The 19,946-nt window shown below is 45.6% G+C and carries 21 protein-coding genes and 1 other RNA gene; 10 read left to right on the forward strand and 12 right to left on the reverse strand.

The annotated features are described in order from the left end of the window. Positions 1-83: 83 nt before the first annotated feature. From DDR33_RS03475 to DDR33_RS03490, 4 genes are all read right to left on the reverse strand, one after another. Positions 84-1,469, reverse strand: coding sequence for a sigma-54-dependent transcriptional regulator (locus tag DDR33_RS03475; RefSeq protein ID WP_109414368.1), 1,386 nt, complete (start codon positions 1,467-1,469; stop codon positions 84-86). Positions 1,470-1,769: 300 nt separating this feature from the next. Continuing rightward, an RNA gene (gene rnpB / locus DDR33_RS03480) (RNase P RNA component class A) lies at positions 1,770-2,152 on the reverse strand. Between the two features lie 91 nt (positions 2,153-2,243). Next, complete coding sequence (locus tag DDR33_RS03485; protein ID WP_238387654.1) at positions 2,244-2,675, reverse strand: c-type cytochrome; 432 nt, start codon at positions 2,673-2,675, stop codon at positions 2,244-2,246. After that, positions 2,662-3,312: an SCO family protein gene (locus tag DDR33_RS03490; RefSeq protein ID WP_109414369.1), complete on the reverse strand. Its 651-nt coding sequence runs from the start codon at positions 3,310-3,312 to the stop codon at positions 2,662-2,664. Before DDR33_RS03490 ends, DDR33_RS03485 begins: the two co-directional genes overlap by 14 nt. Before the next feature lie 114 nt (positions 3,313-3,426). Between DDR33_RS03490 and folB the strand changes: the two genes are divergently transcribed. Then, positions 3,427-3,792 carry a dihydroneopterin aldolase gene (gene folB / locus DDR33_RS03495; RefSeq protein ID WP_109414370.1) on the forward strand — a complete coding sequence of 122 codons (366 nt, stop codon included), beginning with the start codon at positions 3,427-3,429 and terminating at the stop codon, positions 3,790-3,792. Between the two features lie 2 nt (positions 3,793-3,794). Here folB and DDR33_RS03500 read toward each other — a convergent pair whose 3' ends face one another. Further along, positions 3,795-4,220, reverse strand: coding sequence for an acyl-CoA thioesterase (locus DDR33_RS03500; RefSeq protein WP_109414371.1), 426 nt, complete (start codon positions 4,218-4,220; stop codon positions 3,795-3,797). A 143-nt stretch (positions 4,221-4,363) separates the two neighbouring features. Between DDR33_RS03500 and DDR33_RS03505 the strand changes: the two genes are divergently transcribed. Both DDR33_RS03505 and DDR33_RS03510 read left to right on the forward strand, forming a co-directional pair. After that, entirely contained in the window at positions 4,364-4,804 is a 441-nt protein-coding gene (locus DDR33_RS03505) for an Hsp20/alpha crystallin family protein (RefSeq protein ID WP_109414372.1), read from the forward strand. 90 nt (positions 4,805-4,894) lie between these two features. Beyond that, entirely contained in the window at positions 4,895-6,205 is a 1,311-nt protein-coding gene (locus tag DDR33_RS03510) for a nicotinamide mononucleotide adenylyltransferase (protein WP_109414373.1), read from the forward strand. A 5-nt stretch (positions 6,206-6,210) separates the two neighbouring features. On the opposite strand, the gene DDR33_RS03515 is transcribed toward DDR33_RS03510, so the two are convergent. The 3 genes from DDR33_RS03515 to DDR33_RS03525 are packed head-to-tail and all read right to left on the reverse strand — an operon-like array spanning position 6,211 to position 9,935. Beyond that, the gene (locus DDR33_RS03515) at positions 6,211-7,212 is read right to left on the reverse strand and encodes a glycosyltransferase family 9 protein (protein ID WP_109414374.1); all 1,002 of its coding nucleotides are present in this window, start codon (positions 7,210-7,212) and stop codon (positions 6,211-6,213) included. A gap of 36 nt (positions 7,213-7,248) precedes the next feature. Continuing rightward, positions 7,249-8,211: a glycosyltransferase family 2 protein gene (locus tag DDR33_RS03520; protein WP_109414375.1), complete on the reverse strand. Its 963-nt coding sequence runs from the start codon at positions 8,209-8,211 to the stop codon at positions 7,249-7,251. Beyond that, positions 8,208-9,935, reverse strand: coding sequence for a carbamoyltransferase family protein (locus tag DDR33_RS03525; protein WP_109414376.1), 1,728 nt, complete (start codon positions 9,933-9,935; stop codon positions 8,208-8,210). Before DDR33_RS03525 ends, DDR33_RS03520 begins: the two co-directional genes overlap by 4 nt. A 111-nt stretch (positions 9,936-10,046) precedes the next feature. Here DDR33_RS03525 and DDR33_RS03530 point away from each other — a divergent pair, with 111 nt between their 5' ends. Next, on the forward strand, positions 10,047-10,286 hold the full coding sequence (locus DDR33_RS03530) for a hypothetical protein (protein WP_109414377.1): 240 nt from the start codon (positions 10,047-10,049) through the stop codon (positions 10,284-10,286). A gap of 19 nt (positions 10,287-10,305) precedes the next feature. Here the strand turns inward: DDR33_RS03530 and DDR33_RS03535 are convergent, their stop codons facing one another. Continuing rightward, on the reverse strand, positions 10,306-10,947 hold the full coding sequence (locus DDR33_RS03535) for an RNA-binding domain-containing protein (protein WP_109414378.1): 642 nt from the start codon (positions 10,945-10,947) through the stop codon (positions 10,306-10,308). Between the two features lie 18 nt (positions 10,948-10,965). Further along, the gene (locus tag DDR33_RS03540) at positions 10,966-11,445 is read right to left on the reverse strand and encodes a DUF4442 domain-containing protein (RefSeq protein WP_109414379.1); all 480 of its coding nucleotides are present in this window, start codon (positions 11,443-11,445) and stop codon (positions 10,966-10,968) included. 172 nt (positions 11,446-11,617) lie between these two features. Between DDR33_RS03540 and DDR33_RS03545 the strand changes: the two genes are divergently transcribed. From DDR33_RS03545 to hemF, 6 genes are all read left to right on the forward strand, one after another. Next, positions 11,618-11,884 carry a hypothetical protein gene (locus DDR33_RS03545; RefSeq protein WP_109414380.1) on the forward strand — a complete coding sequence of 89 codons (267 nt, stop codon included), beginning with the start codon at positions 11,618-11,620 and terminating at the stop codon, positions 11,882-11,884. Between the two features lie 140 nt (positions 11,885-12,024). Then, entirely contained in the window at positions 12,025-13,248 is a 1,224-nt protein-coding gene (locus DDR33_RS03550; protein WP_109414381.1) for an MFS transporter, read from the forward strand. A 169-nt stretch (positions 13,249-13,417) separates the two neighbouring features. Next, positions 13,418-13,948 carry a DUF2911 domain-containing protein gene (locus DDR33_RS03555; protein WP_109414558.1) on the forward strand — a complete coding sequence of 177 codons (531 nt, stop codon included), beginning with the start codon at positions 13,418-13,420 and terminating at the stop codon, positions 13,946-13,948. A 96-nt stretch (positions 13,949-14,044) separates the two neighbouring features. Further along, positions 14,045-16,516: a PIG-L family deacetylase gene (locus DDR33_RS03560; protein WP_109414382.1), complete on the forward strand. Its 2,472-nt coding sequence runs from the start codon at positions 14,045-14,047 to the stop codon at positions 16,514-16,516. Between the two features lie 97 nt (positions 16,517-16,613). Continuing rightward, complete coding sequence (locus DDR33_RS03565; RefSeq protein WP_109414383.1) at positions 16,614-18,320, forward strand: sodium:solute symporter; 1,707 nt, start codon at positions 16,614-16,616, stop codon at positions 18,318-18,320. 57 nt (positions 18,321-18,377) lie between these two features. Continuing rightward, entirely contained in the window at positions 18,378-19,277 is a 900-nt protein-coding gene (gene hemF, locus DDR33_RS03570) for an oxygen-dependent coproporphyrinogen oxidase (RefSeq protein ID WP_109414384.1), read from the forward strand. 14 nt (positions 19,278-19,291) lie between these two features. Here the strand turns inward: hemF and DDR33_RS03575 are convergent, their stop codons facing one another. Next, entirely contained in the window at positions 19,292-19,621 is a 330-nt protein-coding gene (locus DDR33_RS03575) for a type II toxin-antitoxin system RelE/ParE family toxin (protein WP_109414385.1), read from the reverse strand. Further along, positions 19,611-19,838, reverse strand: a complete 228-nt coding sequence (locus tag DDR33_RS03580; RefSeq protein ID WP_109414386.1) for a hypothetical protein — start codon at positions 19,836-19,838, stop codon at positions 19,611-19,613. Before DDR33_RS03580 ends, DDR33_RS03575 begins: the two co-directional genes overlap by 11 nt. Between the last annotated feature and the right edge of the window lie 108 nt (positions 19,839-19,946).

A 19,946-nucleotide genomic window follows, 5' to 3' on the forward strand; every position in this document is an offset into this window, starting at 1 on the left:
AAATATCAGAGGATAAATATGATAAGGTATCGTAAGGCGGGATAAAAAAGTCCTGCCTGAAAAACTCCAGGCAGGATTCAGCATCATTCAGATCGTTTCAGACCGTACTTATCAATCTTACTGTACAAATGACTTCTTTGGATATCGATGTCATCAGCAGTTTTGGATACGTTCCAGTTATTCTTTTCAAGCTTATATTTTATATATTCTTTCTCAGCCTGGTCTTTATATTCCTGGAAGCTGGCAAACTTATCAAAATCCATATAGGGTCCCTGAGCAGCCGGCGACTGACCCGGAATTGTTTGCGGCCCTGAGGGGTTGGCGAACGTAAAAACGTCATTCTCCGTAATAGTCTTATCACTTAAAATAATAAGACGTTCGACCATATTCCTTAGTTCCCGTATATTTCCAGTCCAGGGAAGTGATTTCAAAGCATCAATTGCGCCTTCGTTGAAGCGCTTCACCGGCATGCCGTATTCTGCGCAGATATCCTGGCAAAAGCTCTGTGCAATAACCGGAATATCGTCTTTCCTTTCCGTCAAAGGAGGGACATGAATCAAAATGACACTCAAACGATGGTAAAGGTCCATTCTGAAATTTCCAAGCTCTATCTCCTTCAGGAGATCTTTGTTAGTCGCTGCCACAACCCGTACATCCACTTCAATTTCTTTTTCTCCGCCGACCCGCGTGATCTTGCTTTCCTGTAAAGCGCGTAAAACCTTCGCCTGGGCGGAATGGCTCATATCCCCTATTTCATCCAGGAAAAGAGTTCCTCCGTTGGCCTGCTCAAATTTACCGATCCTCTGCTTTACGGCTGAAGTAAATGAACCTTTCTCATGTCCGAACAATTCACTCTCAATTAATTCTGAAGGAATAGCGGCACAGTTGACCTCTATGATAGGTCCGTTTGCCCGGTGCGACTTTTCGTGAAGCCAGCGGGCTACAAGTTCCTTTCCACTTCCGTTGGCACCCGTTATGAGTACCCTGGCCTCGGTAGGGGCGACCCTGTCAATCGTATCTTTAATCTTCCTGATAGCAGGTGAATCGCCGAGAATTTCCCTGACTTTGCTCACCTTGCGTTTTAAAACCTTGGTTTCGGTAACAAGATTTCCGCGTTCAAGCGCATTTCTGACCGTAATCAGCAAACGGTTCAGATCAGGTGGTTTCGAAATAAAGTCGTAAGCTCCTTTTTTGCTGGCCTCAACAGCTGTCTCAATCGTTCCGTGACCGGATATCATAATGAACGGCAGATCCGGTTTCACGGCAAGTCCTTCTGAAAGAACCTCCATTCCGTCCATCCTGTTCATTTTAATATCGCAAAGCACCAGATCAAGGTCATTGCTCTTGATATACTCCAGCCCTTCAATCCCGTTATCTACATCCTCAACCTCATAATCTTCATATTCCAGGATTTCCCTCAATGTATTGCGTATAGCACGCTCATCGTCAACAATAAGAATTTTTGCCATAATTGCTCTAAATTTGAAACACCCAAGCCCAGCAAATGGTTTTAAGAATGTATACAAATATATACAGTTTTTCAATAACAAACCCTTAACGCCTCGTTAAGAGAAGCTTGCAACCCTAAAACTGAGAAATAAATTGCGCCATATATACAATTTACACCACAATTCAAGCTTAAACTGGTCATAGTTATATTAAGAGCATATCTTTTGCTCAAGATTTTCACAGAACTGATAGCGAACGGGCACTCCATTTTCAAATTCATGTTCACAGTACTATAACAAAAGAGGATGACTGTTAGGTCATCCTCCTTATTGCCTGTAAGCCGGGTTCTGTCTCCGTAAACGGATTTCTATCATTTATCTAGTCCTGACATTGCTGCCAGGCTCAAACGACCTACCCGCTGACACACCATGAAAAACATGATAAGAACGAGCAGCCCTTAAATGCCAGCTTATTTGGTCTTTCAACTCCCGGGGTTTACCGCGATGCATGTCGCCATACAAAGCCGTGAGCTCTTACCTCACGTTTTCACCTTTTCCCACACCGTCAAACGGCAGGGTAGTTTGTTTTCTGTGGCACTTTCCGTACGCTTTTATACGCCCTTCCCGTTAGGAAGCAGGATGCTCTGTGTTGCCCGGACTTTCCTCTCTCCGCAAAGCGGACAGCGATAGAACAGCATACAAAGATAAAAATTTAAGTTCGAATAAAGTCTGATATCATTCCTTCAATCCGGACACTTTTACGCCCCCGAAACTTTCTACTTTCAACTTTCAACTCTACTCAACGCACTTCTTCAAATCCCGGCTGGCCTCTTCCTGGTCGTACAGTCCCTGGTCATTGCCGAAACTGTTCGTAATATAGGTTACAATAGCCGCGATATCAATATCAGGCAGCTGCTCGTTTGCCGGCATCAGCTGATCATACTCCTTTCCGTTTACCTGTATTTTTTCATTCATTCCATGTTTAATGATACATGCAAGGCGATCCCTGTTTTTTCTCAGGAATAAAGTATCCGAAAGGGGAGGGATCAGGCCCCGGAGCCCTGCACCATCTGATGCGTGGCAATTCAGGCAATTAGCATCATAAAGTTGCTTGCCGTTTGTATAATAACGTGCATAATCCAGGTCCTTCTCGTTCTGACATGACGCCAGGCCAAAGGCAAACATTACAAGTACAGCTAAAGAACGGAAAGGGCTATTTGTTTCCATTCCGGTATTCATCCAGCAGGACATCCATATCCGCCATGAGCTTATCAACCTGATCAGCCTGGGTGCCGTCGTACGCTCCCCGGAGCCGCTTATCTTTGTCTACCAGCACAAACCAGCCCTGGTGAACGTACCCGCCCGGGGCATTCTTGTCCTCGCCAACTGCAACCAGGTAATGCTTCTCAGCCAGGGTATATACAGAATCCCGGCTTCCCCTCAAAAACTCCCACTGGGTTCCCTCTACGCCCATTTTAGTCGCGTATTCCTTTAGTTTAGCCGGAGTATCGTGCTTATAGTCAATGGTGTGAGAAGCTATCATCACATCAGGATTGCCCTTATACTTCTCATATACTTTAAGCATGTTACGGTGCATCACCGGACAGATCGACGGACAGGTAGTGAAAAAGAAGTCTACAACATAGATCTTCCCCTCAAAGGTTTTATCCGTAACAATATTGCTGTCCTGATTAACAAAACTGAATTCCGGTATGGTCTGATAAACAGTATCCACAACCGTTTTCCCGTCAACAGTTTTTTCAACGGCCTCGCGATTTCCCAGTATGGGAAGCTTTTTCGACTCCTTAGAGCTGCATGCAGAGAACAATAAGAGGACAGATGCTGATAAATAAAGAAATTTCATGAGTATCAAATAACGATGATGGCAAATATAAACTATCAGTAAATAGCTTCACAATAGCCCATGAAGATTTACAGATTTTTACCAGATTTGCAAATCCTATAACAAGGCATCATCATGGCATTAAGAAAAAAAATTGGGCTTGAGGGAATCCGCTTTTTTGCATTTCACGGTTTTTACCCGGAAGAGCAAGTCCTGGGTAACGAGTTCATGGTAGACATCATCACAGAAATGCAGGTAGTTCACGACGGGAACGACGAACTTGAAGACACCGTAAACTATGAAAAGCTGTATGAAATTGCAGAATCGGAAATGAAAAACACCAGAAAGCTTCTTGAAACCGTGGCACTAAGCATCATAGAACGTATAAAAGAACTATTTCCGGATATCGATACCATCAGGGTAAGTATCCGGAAGATGCGCCTTCCCTTATCAGGAGAAATCAATAACTCACTGGTGGAATTCAATTATACCCGCACTTAAATCTATACAGCAAGAGCCTCAAATGCCATCATCTTTTCTCTCTGAATGGCAGGCAGGGGGATGGGCTTGTCCTTTTCGAAATCATAAAAGATACAAGTAGTACTGCCCGTAGTACAGATCTCCTCATCGGCATTCTTCTTGACAGTGAGTACGTATTCTACTTCAAAACTGCAATTGCCTACCTTTGAAGTCTTCACATAGGCATACAGCTCATCATTAAATCTCACAGGCTTCCTGTAATTAAGCTCAGCTCGTCCTATAATCACTCCCTTCGACTTGCTTTGCCACTTAGTGATGTGTTTCCAGTATCCGGAGTGGGCAATCTCAAAATAACTCAGAAACACATCATTGTTTACCACCCCAAAGGCATTGAGGTCTCCAAAACGTACAGGAATGTAGGTTTTATAGTTAAAGCTCGATAAATTCATATAAAAGGACAATTTGTCGGTTTGTTTTTAAATAGACATGTCATTTTGACTTAAAATAAACGTTTTTTCCGCTAAAAATGTTTTGGTACACTGCTTGTAAATGTTGTAACAAAAACAAAGAAAACTTTTAGGAGGATATAAAAATGACACTAGTAAAATTTGCAAACGGAAACAACGGAACAACTTTAAAACCATGGTTTAACGACGTATTTGACTCATTCTTTCATGATTCATACGTTTCAGATCGTCTCACGTCGAAGGTTCCGGCTGTGAATATTTCTGAAACCGAAAACCAGTTTCATATTGAACTGGCTGCGCCAGGCTTAAAGAAAGAGGACTTCCGGATCAATCTTGATAAGAATGTATTAAGCATTTCAGCGGAAAAGAAAGCGGAGAGCACCAATGAGAGCCGCAAGTACAGCCGGAGAGAATACAGCTATACCTCATTTGTCCGTTCATTTACCCTGCCCGAATCAGCCGATGCAGGCGCTATTGAAGCCGAATATATCGACGGAGTATTAAAAGTGAACGTTACTAAAAAAGAAGAAGCTAAATTACTCTCACGCGAAATTTCTGTAAAATAAACACATTAAGAAACGTGGTAAGAAACCAGGCACTGCTCAATAAAAAGCAGTGCCTTTTTTGTTTCCGGGCTTAAAAATGTAATTTTGGTCATGCTGCGTGAAATACTCGAAACAAAAAGAAAAGCTCTCAAAATAAATCTTGAACCCACCATTTACGGAACATTTGCCGAAATAGGAGCCGGCCAGGAAGTTGCCAGAAACTTCTTTACAGCCGGGGCCGCTTCCGGAACAATAGCGAAAACGATGTCGGCTTACGACATGGCCTTCAGCAATGAAATTTACGGAGCAGAAAAATCAGGCAGATACGTAAGCAAATCGAGGTTGAATAAAATGCTCAGGCATGAATTTGACCTTCTCACAGCACGCCTGGTTGGAGAAAAATACACAGGCCGGCGTTTTTTCGCTTTCGCCGACACGGTAACGACCCTGAATTATAGCAAAACCAACGATCCTCATGGCTGGCTCGGCATTATGTTCCAGTCTGAGCCTGGTGGTGAAGCGAATGAGATCATCATCCATATCCGAATGCTCGACAGTGACAGCAGCCTTCAGCAGAATGTACTCGGAATACTTGGGGTCAACCTCGTGTTTGCAGCTTTCTTCCTTTCAGGCGATACCCAGACCATGATTGAGTCGCTGGTAGACAATTTATCTGTAGGATCTGTTGAAATAGACCTGGTAAATCTGCGGGGACCTGCATTCAGGGATGCCAACGACCGGCTCGTCAACTTATATCTCATCGCTAAAGGATTTTCAAGTGCGGCGATCTTCGATAAAAACGCACATGTATGCCAGTCCAAAGATCTACTGTACAAGAAAGACGTCATGATCCTCCGGACCAAATACCGGCAAAAATCTACTCCGAACTTTGATTTGTTCAACCGTGCTGTCGAACAATTTAAACGTTCACAGAACATAGACGACCGTAACATCCTCGTGCTTATAGAAGTATTGATGTCGAACGCGCTGGACAGCCAGGAAGAAATAAATGCCGCTGACCTGGAAGAATTCGCCAGGAGAGCAGAAGAGCTGTGTGCTACCGGCAATAATGTGATCGTATCCAACTTCACCAGAAACCATAAGCTGGCGCAGTACCTTTCGCGCTGTAAACCCAACAGCGTTGGCATCTCCACGAATATTGCCAACCTGAAGCGTATTTTCGATTCATCCATGTACCGGGAGAACTACACGGACGAACTGCTTGCTTATGTAAGTGACTTGTTCAGCCGCAACGTGAAATTATATGCTTATCCTTACCTGGATAAGAAGAACAGCGAGATCATCACGACACAGAACATGCCTGTCTCCGAATCGGCAAAGCCCCTGTTTGATTTCCTGATCAGGAACAACTACATCACGGATATAGAAAGCTACGACGAAAAAGATGTAAAGACGGTGTAGACCTCTCAGGAATTGCCGAGCATTCTTTCAAGCGCTTCTTCTACCAGCCTGAAGTCCGGCTGAGTAGTCCAGTCGATCACAGCATGCAGATCGTGGTTCTGAGGTCCCCATCTCCCGGGCTCGCCGTCCATGCTCACAATGACACTCGGTACTTTAAGCGCAGCAGATATATGCGACACTCCGGTACAATTGGAAATGAGTCCTGAAGATTGCTCCAGTAGCACCCCCACTGCCCCGAGAGTAGTTTTCCCGGCAGTTATCAGCGGAGAGCTGCGCATATGCGATGCCACCTGGTGAACAATTTCAAGTTCATCTGCCGTCCCCGTCAGAACCGGAACGAAGCCGCGGCTTGCAGCAAGATCCGCAAGCTTTGCAAAATATTCGGGAGGCCATCGTCGGCCTGCACCTCTTGATCCTGCATGGATACAGATATAAGCGGCTTCGTCAAGAGGGAGGGCAGCTTCATTAAAGTCGGCATAATCCTTTTCGAAAAGAGGAAATTCCAGGTCTGTTCCTTTTGAAGGAATTCCCAGGAACTCCATTAACTGCACGTGCCTCGCCGCTTCGTGCCCATAGTCAGGGTAGGTCATATACAAACCATTACCAGGCGCATACGAACCTGGTAAAACATAGCCCGCTGTCTGCTTCGCACCGAAGAGCTCTATCATCGGATTCACGATGCTCCCGTTTCCCTGCATCTGAAATACCAGATCAAACTCCTCCCTGATCACCTTTTGCAGAAATGTATTGAACACCGGTGCGCTGAAAGGCTGCTCGGGAAGACCGGGGAACCCGGGAAACCATAGAAAACGGTCAATATAGCTCCCAAACCGCTCCGTCAAGCTTTTAGCCCAGGGCAGGCCAAGAAGGGTTATTTCAGAGTCAGGATATGCCGCTCTTAATGCCCGAAGGGCCGGAACAGCACACAACATATCTCCCAATTGTAAAGCCCGGAAAACAGCAACTTTTTTAATTTCCGTACCGGGAAAAATCAATTCATTACTCATATAATCTTTTCATTAACGATAAAAACTGCTCCCTCACTATAAAAACAATACTCTGAATTTAAGAGAGCCATACCATTGCCAGAAAATCGAAACGAAGGGGATCACAGCCGATGTCACGGCCATCTCCATCACGTGTGACCGGCTCCTCGTTGTACCCAACAAGCGTTTTCTAACGAAAAACACCAGCAGGATCAGCCAGCCTGCCATAAACAGGCTCCCCGCAAGAGGGTATCCCCGGAGATAACTAAATACCATGGCAACAGCGCACACAACCATACCATAATAATTCCAGGAAGGAGAGGGCTTGATCCTTTCGCGGTAAAGCCTGGGATACTTTTTATAAAGAAGAGCATTGTAAATGCCCTTCTTTTGTTCTTTAATACTAATGCCCCATGGCGCTTTACGAACAGGGTGAACTACTACTGCCTGAATTTTCCTGATGGAAATTCCGTTCTGCAAAAGCTTAAAGTGCAGATCACTATCTTCTCTCCAGGCCATTCCGAACCGTTCGTCAAATCCCCCTGTGATTTCCAGGGCACGTTTCGTACAAACGCAATTTGCCGTCACAAATTCCGCAGTCTCAAGATTTGAGATATTCAGCTCATAGTCTGTCGGCACCGGGGGCCTCGGAACGATTACCTGTCCGGTGAAAGCGATAAATTCCTCCCCCTTATAACTGTTCCATACGGTACGGAGCCAGTCGCGTTCCGGTATACAGTCGTCATCTGTAAACGCAACCAGATGCGCTGAAGAATTTCGCCACCCGAGGTTTCTTGAAGCTGCAGGCCCCATCTTTCCGGCAGTCGCCATATAAGTGACGCAGGGATTTGCCCGGCCTGTCCACTGTGCTATCTTAGCAGATGTTTCCTTATCCGGACCGTCACTGACCACTATAATTTCATATTCGTCTTTTTCAAAATCCTGTTGCAAAAGAGCCTGGATACAACGAACCAGCAGACCGGGCCTGCGATAGGTAGGTATTACTACAGACACTTTCATACTTGCTCCTTCTCAATCAGGAATGAACCAATAACCAGCGCATCGAACGGAGATGTCCAAAAACACTCAATAGCGTCCCTGGGACTGCATACAATCGGCTTTCCCAAAGTATTGAAAGAGGTGTTTACCAGGACGGGGACGCCTGTTTTTCTCTTGAATGCAGTCAATAATTCGTGATATGCAGGATGCTGTTCCTTGTTTACAGTCTGAATCCTGGCTGTTCCGTCGACATGTCTCACAGCCGGAATCTTATCAGCTTTTTCTGCCTTTACATCGTAGATAAAAAGCATAAAAGGCGAATAGTGCGCATTTTCAAACCACTCTGATGCATCTTCCTCAAGCACTACAGGCGCTACAGGACGGAAATCCTCGCGGTCCTTTACTTCATTCAGGCGGGCCTGCATTTCAGGACTGATAGGAGATGCCAGGATCGAGCGGCTTCCAAGTGCCCGGGGACCAAATTCCATCCGTCCCTGATACCAGCCGATGATCTTGTCTTGCGCAAGGATCTCTGCGGTCTCTTCTGCTACATTTTCAAGTTTTCTGTACGGCACCTTAGCCCATTTAATAAACTTTTCAATTTCTTCGTCAGAATATTCAGGCCCCCAGTAAGCATGGGTCATCTCAAAATCCCTGCTGCTGCTTTTCCGTTCACTGATATCCACCCATATCGCAGCCCCCAGTGCGGTACCTGCATCTCCGGCGGCTGGCTGCACCCATATATTTTTAAACGGGCCTCTGTCTCTCAATCTTGCATTTAATACACAATTAAGAGCTACGCCGCCGGCAAGACAGAGGTTCTCCTGCCGGGTTTCCCTGTAAAGCCAGTCGCTTATTTCAAGTACTTTCTCTTCAAGCACAACCTGCAGTGAATGAGCGATATTAAAATGGTGCTTTGTAAATTCCTCGTGCCTCAGGCGGGCCGGGCCAAACCGCTCTTCAAACTTTGGATCTCCGATCGTATAATCCCCATTGCTGCCAATCCGGATCATCTGGCGGAAATCATCTGCAAACTCCGGTTTACCATATGAAGCCAGAGCCATCACCTTGTATTCATCGGAAGAATGAAGAAATCCCAGATAGGAGGTAAGCTGCTCATAAAGAAGCCCCAGGGAATGGGGCATATTCACTTGTCCGATCCTTTCAAGCTTGTTTCCTAAGCCGATATTATACGTAGTAGTTGCCAGCTCCCCGCGGCCGTCAAGCGTCATTACAGCTGCCTCCATGAAAGGAGACGGATGGAATGCGCTGGCAGCATGACTGATATGATGCTCAACATAATGAAATTTAAAGGAATCGGGACGTGTACCCTGAAAACGATTCTGAAGATGATGAGGATAGCCATCTCTCAGCTGCCGTGGGGCATTGATGATATACGACAAAAAAAGCGGGTCCCAGGGGTTCAGCCATTCCTTACTACGGGTGCCGGAAGACTGTACAAACGGAATTTCAATCTCCGGCCGGGTCCTGTACGTTTCATCGCACAGCAGCCACGGATCAAATGAATAAGCGACATGACCGACATCGTTAAGGTGAATTCCGGCGGCTTCCAGGCAATAATTAATCGCATGAAAGGGTAACTCCCAGGTACTGAACGGCACGGGCCTTTTTCCATGCTTAATGTGAGTAAACCGTTCATCTTCTGCGGCGGCAATCAATACCCCGTCTTTAAGCAGACAAGCTGCCGAATCGTGAAATACAGCGTTAATTCCTAAGGTATACATAGTGTAGATTTTGCACTTATTGAATAACAGGAAAGGCTAAAATGTTTTGGCATTTTTATTGAGCCTGTTAAACAATATACTGTACACAACATCTTCCTTAAACATTTACCTATGACACGCAAAGTAATTTTTTCAATCGCAGCGGCCAGCTTGTACCTGCTGGTCTTTCTGATCCTCGTAGGAGGAAACTGTCCGACGGGAGCCGCATGGATGTTCTTCTTTTCCCCCGTAGTCATTCTATGGATGACGTACACAGTCATCCGGCATGGAATTTATACCGGAACGGAACTGGCAGCAGACGAAGAATGGGGTTACGAAGACCGGGATAAAAGTACCCTGGGAGTATTCTAAGCCTGGTTTCAGGCCTGCACTATGAAGCTGTATAAAACTCTTCCTTTTCCGTCGTGTGTACCCTGATAAGACCTGATAACACGAGAGTAACCAGGATTCGCTGGGCACGCCGGCGGGAAAGGTTCAGCATCCTGCTGTATTCACGTGCAGTAATACGTTCGTTCGATTCAAGATACTCAAGGAGGGCTTTTTCCTTGCCGGAATATTCAATGAGGACACCATCTTCCTTCGACTCAGCCTTCAGAACATCTACCACGATCTTGCTGGCAAGAAGGCTCTTGTCTTTGACGCGTATATATACCCACCACTTATTATCTTCACCCAGAGCGTAGTGAGGCTTGATATCGCTTTCTCTGATCTCGGCTACCAGCACGATCTTATCATCCATATATACTTCCTCAAAAGATGGTTCCAATGCCGGACGGCAGTAGAAATGAGCTGCCTTAGTCAGCATATATTTCTCTTCATCCTCGGATCTTACTCCTTTAATGTCGCCATTATCGGCCACCCCAACCAACAGCCGGCCTCCCTTATTATTGGCAAAAGCGACCATGGTCTTCGCTATTTTTGAACATGAAGTAATGGTCTTCTTAAAATCTAAAGACACTTCTTCACCTTCCAGAATTAGTTGACGGATATGGTAGGGCTTGAGTCGATTCATGTACTATAAATAAAACACTTAAAGGATTTCTGTTTTAATATTATTCATTTTGCGGATGTATACCACACTGTTCACCCTTGCACAGATTTCTCCATGCTTATCCTTAATTTCAATGGGGAAACTCCTGACAAACCTGCCCTCGGTATCGAGTACCTCGCAAGCCTCAAGCAGATCGTTCTCCTCCAGCCTGATCCTGAAATAAAGATCCGAGAATCCTGGCTTAATATAGTCAATATCCGCCGCTTTCTGCCAAATGAGCGCTTTATATCCGCGTTTCAATAATGCCTGATAGAAAAGTACGGCAAAAAAAGGATCCGCTGCACTGTAGATTGTTCCTCCGAATATAGAACGGTTGTAATTGAGGTTTAATATACTTTTACATATTTTCACCTCCACGCCCATAAATCCTTTATCAAATCTCTTTACCCAGATTCTCTGGAACAGAAGAGGAGGGTAAAAACGTAAAACCCACTTTAATGTACTCTCTGAAACCCGCATCTTATATCATCCTTATTCTCATAGATCCGCCAGCCTGTAAAAATTATTTAACTGGTATCATTGTTGTTACGACAGATACCCGGTACCCGATGGCCTGGATGACATCTGTTCAGTAACCGGACGGACCTTACCTGTGAACAACAATAGTAATAATTTAACTACTAACAAAACTATGAAAACAAATGCCCTTAAAATTGCAATAGCAGCAGCCTGCTTTGCATTCTCAGTTTCGGCCTGTAGCAGTAACAGCGGGCGAAACGCGGATCAGGAAGGAGATACTACCATGACTGATACCGCAAACAATACCCAGATAGAAGGAACCGACACGGGGACGGTTGACACATCCGTCAGCGGATCCATTCCCGGCGGGGCAGTAGGGCCGGAAGGACAGGGCACCTCAACAGACACAAGTTCGAAATCCAATACACCGGCACCTTAACCCCCTTTACGCTCATCGCTCAGGCCTGGTGTTGTCGTTATGACTTCATCAGGCTTTTTTTATTCAGACATCTTCATTTGTATTCTAATCCGTATTTTCAGCAACCAGTTTATCCAGATTATACGAATTACTTTACATCTATGGAGCAGACCCTTCCCGGAAAACAAAATATTGCATTATTAATAATAGTAGCTGCACTGGGCTATTTTGTTGACATCTATGATCTTATATTATTTTCTATCGTAAGGGTCAGGAGCTTTGAAGAAATTGGCATACATGAAAATGAAATGAGGAAGATGGGGGAATATGTCCTGAATATGCAGATGACCGGGCTATTGATCGGTGGAATCATCTGGGGAATTACAGGAGATAAATTCGGCAGGATCAAAGTGCTTTTCGGCTCTATTCTGATGTATTCACTCGCCAACATCGCCAACGGCTTCGTCACCGGGATACATGACTATGCCGTCATACGCTTAATTGCCGGAATCGGACTGGCGGGAGAACTGGGTGCGGGCATCACGCTTATAAGCGAAACAATGGATAAAAACAAAAGGGGTTACGGAACAATGATTGTTGCCGGAGTAGGGGTTCTCGGTGCATTAGTCGCCGCTGTTGTCGCCGCCCATTATTCATGGAGAGTGTCTTATTTTGTTGGCGGAGGACTCGGCATCCTTCTGCTGCTGCTCCGTCTCGGCACTTTTGAATCCAAAATGTTCAGGGACGCCGCAGAATCGGAAGTAAAGCGGGGAAATTTCTTTATGCTCTTCAAAAGTTCCGGGCGGTTCCTGAAATACCTGTGGTGTATTTGCATCGGTTTGCCCATCTGGTTCGTGGTAGGAATATTTGTAACACTCGCTCCTGAATTCGGAAAGGCCCTTCATAGCCAGGAGCCGTTGAGCGCCGCCAAAGGCATCATGTTTACCTATATCGGAATTTCTGCAGGCGATATCTTTGCAGGCTTGCTGGCCCAGCTCATCAAATCACGAAAATTTACTGTTTTAGTATTCCAGGTACTCATTCTTGTTTCTTCCGTTCTGTATCTCGGCGGAACCGGAATGAATGTGCAGACCTTCTCCTGGTTGTGCCTGTTTATGGGGTTTGCGGTAGGATACTGGGCTACCTTTGTGACAATCTCTGCTGAACAGTTCGGAACCAATATCAGGGCAACCGTCACTACCACGGCACCTAACTTTGTAAGAGGGGCACTTATTCCCTCGACACTGCTGTTTGAGTTTCTGGCCTCTTATTTTGGGATTATTAAAAGCGGATATATTATGATCTTTTTACTTACCGCAATTGCTGTTTTTGCACTCAGCCGGCTGAAGGAAAGCTTCGGCAAAGACCTCGATTATACTGAATAATAAAATCCGGATATCCTGCATAATGTTCAGTGAGATATTCAACAGATCAGCATTCATACAGCCGCTTCGCCTGATGTATACTATTTATCCCGGCAAAGAAGCGCTTTATTTCCTGGAAACAGAAAAATGCGCTAACTTGCAGAAGCAACAACCATTCAAAAACTATAACATGAAAAATCACTTTGTAGTAAAGCTAAATGCTTTAGCTCTTCTTGTCTACGTACTTCTTTTTACTGTACCATCTTCTGCACAGGAAAAAAAACCTGTGGCAAGTCCGAAAGACAGCGTAAGCGCTAAGATCGGCAAAGCCAACGTTCAGATTACTTATGGGAGTCCGGCTGTTAAAGGCAGGGCCATCTGGGGCGGACTTGAAAGCTACGGCAAAGTCTGGAGGGCAGGTGCAAATGACGCCACTACTTTCAGGACAGACAAAGACGTCAAAGTAGAAGGTAAGTCTCTCCCCGCCGGCACCTATGCACTTTTCGTCATTCCTGAAGAGAATGCTGAATGGACGGTAATCTTCAATAAAGTAGCAAAACAGTGGGGAGCATATAAATACGACCAGTCCCGGGATGCACTTCGCGTAAAAGTTAAACCCCGTAAAGTAACCGACTTGCAGGAAAGACTAAAATACGTGATTACCAAAGCCGGCTTTGAATTAAGATGGGAGCATATTCAGCTTCCCGTTGCAGTAAAATAACAAAATTATTACGCTGTAAAACACGGCCTTTCACGTTAAAGCATTTTATTTGTGCCCGCAGCCAGCCTCTGCGGGCTTTTTTATATTTTCGCGCCCATGCCAAAAAGATTCAGACCACTACTATCGTTTGTTCTTCTCTCACTCAATGCAATCGGACAGCAGGTGAGACCTGCTGCATCAGCAGAAATCCACCATAAGCTTCTTCAGCTTAACAAGCTGGTGAATGTCTTATACTTTGCCGCCCATCCCGATGATGAGAATACCCGCTTACTGAGCTGGTTAGTCCATGATCAGAATGTACGTACCGCTTATCTCTCGCTCACACGGGGCGACGGCGGACAGAACATACTCGGCAGGGAGCAAAGTGCCGCGCTTGGGCTTATCAGGACTTACGAGTTGCTGGAAGCAAGAAAAATTGACGGGGCTGAACAGTTTTTCACAAGGGCAGTAGACTTCGGGTTTTCGAAAAACCATAATGAGACTTTTAAACATTGGAATCAGTCAGTTCTTACCGGCGATGCTGTCTGGACGATCAGGAGTTTCAGACCTGATATCATTATATGCCGTTTTCCTCCCGATGCACGTGCCGGACACGGGCAGCACGCGGCATCTGCAATCGTTGCAGCTGAAGCATTTAAGGCCGCGGGGGATAAAAAACGGTACCCCGAACAACTTAAGTACTCCACTCCCTGGCAGCCGAAACGCCTTCTGCTGAATACTTACAGATTCGGGACTAACAACACCCTTTCCGAATCACAATTCAAGCTTGCTACCGGCCAGTATAAGCCGCAGCTCGGGATGGGCTACAGCGAACTGGCCGGCATCAGCCGAAGTGTACACAGAAGCCAGGGCGCCGGCACACCTTCCGTAGCAGGGATTCAGAGCGAATATTTCCTGCTGACAGATGGCCAGGCGATGTCATCCACCTTGTTCGACGGAATCGACATCACCTGGAACCGCGTGGGAAGAAAAGATATTGGCGGGCAGATCGAAAATGTCATAAAGAACTTCAACTATAGCCGCCCCGACCTCAGCCTGCCGGATCTCCTCAGGATCAAAAAACAAATTAAAGAGGTAAAGGATCCTTTTTGGCGAAAGGAAAAACTCAAAGAAATAGATCAGCTGATACTGGATTGTTCGGGTTTAATGACCGAGCTTTATTGCAATCAGCCGGAAGCGGTTGCCGGATCCGATCTTTCTTTCTCATTCAACTCTATAGCCAGATCAGAAGTAGCCGTTCAGCTGGAATCCCTTCAATGGCAGGGCGGGACGGCACAGCTGAACAGGAGACTGGCAAATGATTCTCTGTTCTCAGCTAATTATAAAATAAAGATCCCGGAAGGCACACCAGTTTCCGAGCCTTACTGGCTCTCCAGGCCAGGCAAGGATGCATTTCATTACGATCTTCCTGCGGATACTCTAAACGGGATCCCGGCGTCTGAAGCTAATCCCGGCGCTGTGCTCAAACTTAAAATAGGAGGAGAGCCCTTTATGGTAAGAATCCCGCTGTCCTACAAACGCCTGGATCCTGTCAAGGGAGACCTCGCAGAAGCACTTCGTATTGTTCCGGCAGTAATCACCGGCTTCACAGGAGCCCTTCTCATCCGCGATGAAAAGGGCGATTTAAATGGAAGCGTCCGCCTGCACGCGATGAAAGACATTAATGGGGAACTGTCCTTAATCGCAGATACTCGCCCTGTCTTTAAACAGGACAATATCAGCCTGAGGACAGGCCAGGACACTGTGATCCAGTTTCATCTCGAAACGAAACAGATGACTGAGGCAGGAACATCCGGTGATGGATTTACATTAAAAGCAGTTTTTCAGTCCGGAGATTTTCGTTTCGACAGGCTTCAGCATCTCATCAGATATGATCATATCCCCACTCTTCAGTATTTTACCCCCTCAGACGCTAAAGTTCTTAATCAGACCTGGAAATGCTCTGCCAGGAAGATCGGGTATATTGAAGGAGCCGGTGATTTTACAGCAGATTTCCTGAGACTTGCCGGGCTGGATGTGGTGGTGCTGAAAGATGAAAACTTCATTTCCGCTGCGGGGCTTGAGCAGTTCGATGCCATCATAACAGGGATCAGGGCGGTGAACACAGAAAAAAAGATGGCTTACTGGCTGCCGGTACTTCACCAGTACGTTAAGAATGGAGGTACCCTGGTGATGCAATACAATACCCTTCAGGATCTTGCTGCAGGCAATATAGGCCCATATCCTTTTAGTCTCGCAAATCTCCGGGTAACAGAAGAAGATGCTAAAGTGGAATTCACCGATCCCTCGCATCGTTTACTAAATTACCCAAATAAGATAACAGAATCCGACTTCAGGGGATGGGTGCAGGAAAGAGGGCTTTATTTTCCTTCTCAATGGGACGACCGCTACGAAACACTGTTTTCAATGCATGATGAAGATGAACAGCCATTAAAGGGCAGCACACTTTATACCCGCTATGGAAAAGGACACTATATTTACTCATCACTTTCTTTCTTCAGACAACTTCCTGCCGGCAATACAGGTGCGGTCAGGTTGCTGATGAATATGCTATCCGCAGGAAAATGAAACCGGAGAATCTAAAATGGACATACAGGTATCTGGCTTTGCTGCTGGCGCTGATCGTGCAGATCCTGCTTTATTATTGGTTTACTGAACATTGGGCATGAGCTTAACCGACTGGACCGTATTACTGTCTACATTAGCCGTCATTATCCTTTACGGAGTATATAAGGGACGCTCGCAGCACGACGTCCATTCTTACCTGCTGGCGGGAAAACAAATGCCCTGGTACCTGGTGCTGCTGGGCGTTATGTCTACCCAGGCAAGTGCTATCACCTTCATCTCGGCGCCGGGCCAGGCTTATACCGACGGAATGCGCTTCGTGCAATATTACTTTGGCCTGCCCATCGCGATGATCATCATTTGCGTCACCTTCATTCCCATATTTCAGAAGCTGAATGTTTACACGGCATACGAATACCTGGAACAACGGTTCGACCGCAAAACACGGCTGGCAACGGCTGTGCTTTTTCTGTTCTCCCGCGCACTCTCCACGGGTATCAGCATTTATGCCCCTTCAATCATCCTTTCTTCCATCCTGGGCTGGAATATCTACATCACGACCATCGTGATGGGAGGAATGCTGATTATCTACACTTGCAGCGGAGGGGCCAGTGCTGTGGCGCATACCCAAAAGCTCCAGTTCATCATCATCCTTGCCGCAATGGCGCTTACAGGATGGCTGGTCGTAAAGAAGATGCCTGAAGGCATTGGCCTGCAGGAGGCTCTCTTCGTAGCCGGAAAAGCGGGTAAGCTAAATGTCATCACAACAGGCTTCGACTGGAAAGACAAGTATAATATCTGGAGCGGGATCATCGGAGGGTTCTTCCTGGCACTTTCCTATTTTGGCACTGATCAAAGCCAGGTAGGACGTTATATCAGCGCCAGGGATACCAAAATGGCCAGAATGGGCTTACTGATGAACGGGTTGGTAAAAATCCCTATGCAATTCGGAATCCTGCTGATAGGCGCCTTACTGTTCGCGTTTTATAGTTTTAAACCGGCCCCCCTTTACTTTAACGAAGTATCATTTAAAGCTCTTCAGGAGCGTTTTCCTGAGAAAATCGCCGGTATAGAAACACAGTACAGGGATTTGCAGCAAGCTTACAACCAGCAGGCGTCTTATCTTGCCGGCAACAGCAAAAAAAGCAGCAACATACCGGAATCTGAAATACACCGGTTCAGGGATACAAAACAGAAAATTGAATCCCTCCGCAACGAAGTGAAAGACATGGTGCAAAAGAACGGGCTTAGCTCGGACGCAAGCGATACCAATTATATCTTTTTATCTTTTGTAAAGAACACACTTCCAAAAGGACTGGTAGGCCTTCTTTTCGCCATCATTTTCCTCGCATCCTGGGGCTCGGTCTCTGCTGCCTTAAACTCACTGGCAGCATCCTCACTTATGGATATCGGGCAGATCGATAAAAAAACATCTGTCGATCCGCGAAAACAGGTGTATTACGGCCGCATTCACACCCTTTTTTGGGGGATCTTTGGTATTATAGTCGCTATGTTTGCCACCAGGATGGGATCCCTGATCGAAGCAGTCAATATACTCGGCTCGCTGTTCTATGGCACCATTCTTGGGATTTTCCTTGTGGCTTTCTATCTGAAAAAGATCAACGGAAATTCTGTTTTCATTGCAGCGATCATTACAGAAATTGCCGTTCTGATAATCTATAAAGCAGATGTTATTTCCTTTCTCTGGCTCAATGTAATAGGAGCGTTGCTGGTACCCCTTGTTGGAGGACTTTTGTTTCTGTTTCAGCCGCCCGCGCCGGAAACAGGCGGGCAGACCATTAAATAAGACTGGCTTATTACTTTGCAGGCCGTATTATACGAATGAAAATATCATCTTTGCAGAATGTTCAGCAGAGAAAATATTTCCCGGGATTACCAGATCATTCAGGATGAGATTTGCAGAGGCCTTGAAGAACTCGATGGCACCGGTAAATTCGAAGAAGAGATTTGGGAAAGAGAAGGCGGAGGAGGAGGCAGGACCAGGGTTATTCAAAACGGCAGCATCCTGGAAAAAGGGGGTGTCAATTTTTCGGCTGTCTACGGAAAATTGCCGGAACCTGTTAAACGATCCTTTAAGGTTGACACAGAAGATTTCTTCGCGACTGGCGTTTCGATCGTCATCCATCCCAACCATCCCATGGTCCCGATCATTCACATGAATATTCGCTACTTTGAAATGAACGAAGAGATAAGATGGTTCGGCGGGGGGATCGATCTTACACCTCATTATGTCTTTGAAGAGGATGGTAAGTTCTTTCACCAGCAACTGAAGAAGGTATGCGATCTGTATTCCACAGCATTTTACCCTCAATTTAAAACATGGGCAGACGACTACTTCTTCATTAAACACCGGAATGAAACCCGTGGCATCGGGGGAATATTTTACGACAGGCTCACACCGGGAGGAACAGGCCTGGCATGGGAACAGATTTTTGAATTCTCCAAGTCTGTAGGCCGTTGTTTCGTACCTGCCTATACGGAGCTGGTAAACCGGAACAGGAACAAAAAATACACAGAAAACGAAAAAAACTGGCAATACCAGCGCAGGAGCCGTTACGCCGAATTTAATCTCGTATATGATGCCGGCACAAAATTCGGACTGGAAACCAATGGCCGGATCGAATCCATCCTGATGAGCCTGCCTCCTCAGGCAAACTGGGTCTACAACTTCAAACCTCTCCCTGGAAGCGAAGAAGAGAAAACATTAAACTTCCTCCGGAAAGGAATTGACTGGCAATTGTGACAGGAGCTTACGCCTTACAGGCCTTCTGAATTAATGATTTCTATCAGGGTTTCGATGTCCGCAGTATCATATTGAGCTTTGTCATAAATGGAGATAAGCCATAGATCTCCATCCTTACTTATAACATAGGATATAATCCTCGCACCTCCGGATTTTCCGCGCCCTTTACTGGTAATAGCTAATCTGATCTTATACAAGTTATGGCCAAGGTGAATCCCAGTATAAGGATGCTGTTCTAGTTCTTTTGCAAGATCCGCCAAATCTTTTTTTAACGAAGGATACTTTCTGGACAGTTGTTTTAATTCTCTTAAAAAGTTGCTGGTAACATTAATGTTAAAGCTCATTCAGTGCGTCTTTTAGACTAAGAGGTTTAATCTTACCTTCCTTTGCAAGCTTTATCTCATGAACAGCTTCACGAAACCCATCATAAAATGCCTCGACATTCTCACTCTCTGCCTTACTTCTGCTCTTAAAAAGAGTAATAAGATCTCGTATCAGGCTTCGATCCTCTGTATCAATCACCATCTTTACCAGTTGCAGTTTTTCAGCCTGTAAATCCATATAACAAATTTAACATATTTTAAAAGAATAAAAAAAGAACAATTAATCCAATGCTCATCTGTTTACAGAAAAAGAAGGAAAAAAAGCAGGTGTTTTTCTCTTCTTAAT

Source organism: Pararcticibacter amylolyticus (genome assembly GCF_003130405.1).
In the GTDB taxonomy this organism is placed as follows: domain Bacteria; phylum Bacteroidota; class Bacteroidia; order Sphingobacteriales; family Sphingobacteriaceae; genus Arcticibacter; species Arcticibacter amylolyticus.